At 41.7% G+C, this 1,914-nt stretch carries 2 protein-coding genes; one reads left to right on the forward strand and one right to left on the reverse strand.

From position 1 onward, the window contains the following. Window positions 1-1,077, reverse strand: a 1,077-nt coding sequence (locus V7D75_RS04585) for a beta-ketoacyl-ACP synthase III (RefSeq protein WP_333613599.1), incomplete at its 3' end; no start/stop codon positions are given. A 353-nt stretch (window positions 1,078-1,430) separates the two neighbouring features. Between V7D75_RS04585 and pnuC the strand changes: the two genes are divergently transcribed. Further along, window positions 1,431-1,914: nicotinamide riboside transporter PnuC (pnuC, locus tag V7D75_RS04590; RefSeq protein ID WP_333613600.1), on the forward strand; the 484-nt coding region annotated here is incomplete at its 3' end.

Here is a 1,914-nt window from a genome sequence, read left to right on the forward strand (position 1 = left end):
ACCAGATTTTAGTGCATCTTTATAACGATGGAAGACAATCATTGGACTGGCTGAGCTGGTATTGGCAAACTCATCAATGACACTTGGTACAATCGCTTTATCGGCGTCGCGTCCAACAACGGTACGCAAGATTAAATCCAGCATATTGGCATTGGCTTGATGTAGCCACATCATTTTGACATCGCTGGCTTGCAGATTGTTTTCTTGCAAGTGCTCAGTGATCACTTCTGACACCTTTGGACAGACTTCACGGAATACTTTACGACCATTTTGCAAAAACAATTTGTCAGTGACCGGTTCTTTGATATCGGGGTACATCTCAGTCTGCGCTGCTAAGAACTCAGAGCGATCCATAAAGCCGTATTCGTTTTTGATATTGGTCGAAAACTGAGTGAATAACTTGGCATTTAGAATCTCGTAGCCTTTTGGCGTATCAAGCTCTTCTACGATGCAAGCTGTTGCGACGTCACCAAAGATAAAATGGCTGTCACGGTTGCGCCAGTTTAGATGTGCCGAGGTAATCTCAACGTTGACCACAGCAACGCGTTTGGCAAGACCCGAAACGATTGAGCCGTGTGCTTGCGATAGACCAAAAGTCGCCGCACTACAAGCAACGTTCATATCATAAGCAAAGCCGCCAACCATACCAATCTCATTTTGAATCTCGATAGAGACCGCAGGATAAGTGCGCTGGAAATTTGAGCAAGCAAGAATGATACCGTCTAAATCATTGGCCTCCAGACCCGCATCTGCGAGCGCATCTTTCAATGCAGCAGCGCCCATTTCTGCCATGATTGATAGTTCTTCACCCAAATTGCGGTAAGGAATCACCGGCGCCATAATTTCAGGATTTAAGATACCGTCTTTTTCCATCACATAACGTGATTTGATGCCCGATACTTTTTCGATAAAGGCCGCTGATGAGTGCTCTAGCGCCGTCACCGTTCCTGCTTCAATCGCGTCAGCATGTTTGGCATTATAATTATCAACATACTGGTTAAATGAATCTACTAGCTCTTCATTACTAATGCTATAAGGTGGAATATACAGGCCGGTGCCCGTGATACAAGTCGTCATGATACGCTTCCTTGTCTACTACGATGGTGCTTGCAATAAGCATAAAAGTGGAGAAAACAACAGTCGTCTAATTTTCGGTGAATAACTGTAAACTTAAAATAAGTGCCTTTATTATGCCTGAATAATATAATTTTTCTAATACTTTGTTACAAATAATCCGCTTCTTAATGAGAATAAGTAAAGATTGACTTCATTTGTTGGCAGCTGCGCTATAATCGCTATACATTGTCACTGTTTAATCAGGCGATTTTATCCAATACTGCTGCACTTAATTGCCATGAACTTATTAAACTTTTATAAACTCGACCCATATTATCTCCCTTTTCTTTTTACTTTTTGACGTTGGAACAGCAATGGCAGAACTCCTAAACTGGTTATTCGGGCAATACGCCGACTACCCCACTCTATTTATCGCCTTAGAATTAATTGCGGTTCTATTTGGAGTCAGTAGTGTCTTACTTGCCAGCAAAACCAATATTTTGGTTTTTCCTATTGGATTGGTCAGCACCGCTATTTTTGTCTATCTACTTTGGAAATGGCAACTGTTCGGCGATATGTTTATCAACGCCTACTACAGTATCATGAGTATTTATGGTTGGATAAATTGGACGCAAAATAAGCACAATACAGACATCAAAAAGCATCAAGACCATATAAATCCAACCAGCCAGCAGCAAGATGAACACACCTATAATGCGGACGCTCACTCTGCCATTGACGTTGAACATTTAAACAAAAAAGATCTCCCTATTCTCACTGTACTGGCGGCAGCGACCGTCGCCTTTGTCGCTTTGGTCTATTATTTTAGACCTGTTATCAATAATAACTTTAGCATTG

The sequence above is a fragment of the Psychrobacter sp. genome, assembly GCF_036731945.1.
Classification (GTDB): domain Bacteria; phylum Pseudomonadota; class Gammaproteobacteria; order Pseudomonadales; family Moraxellaceae; genus Psychrobacter.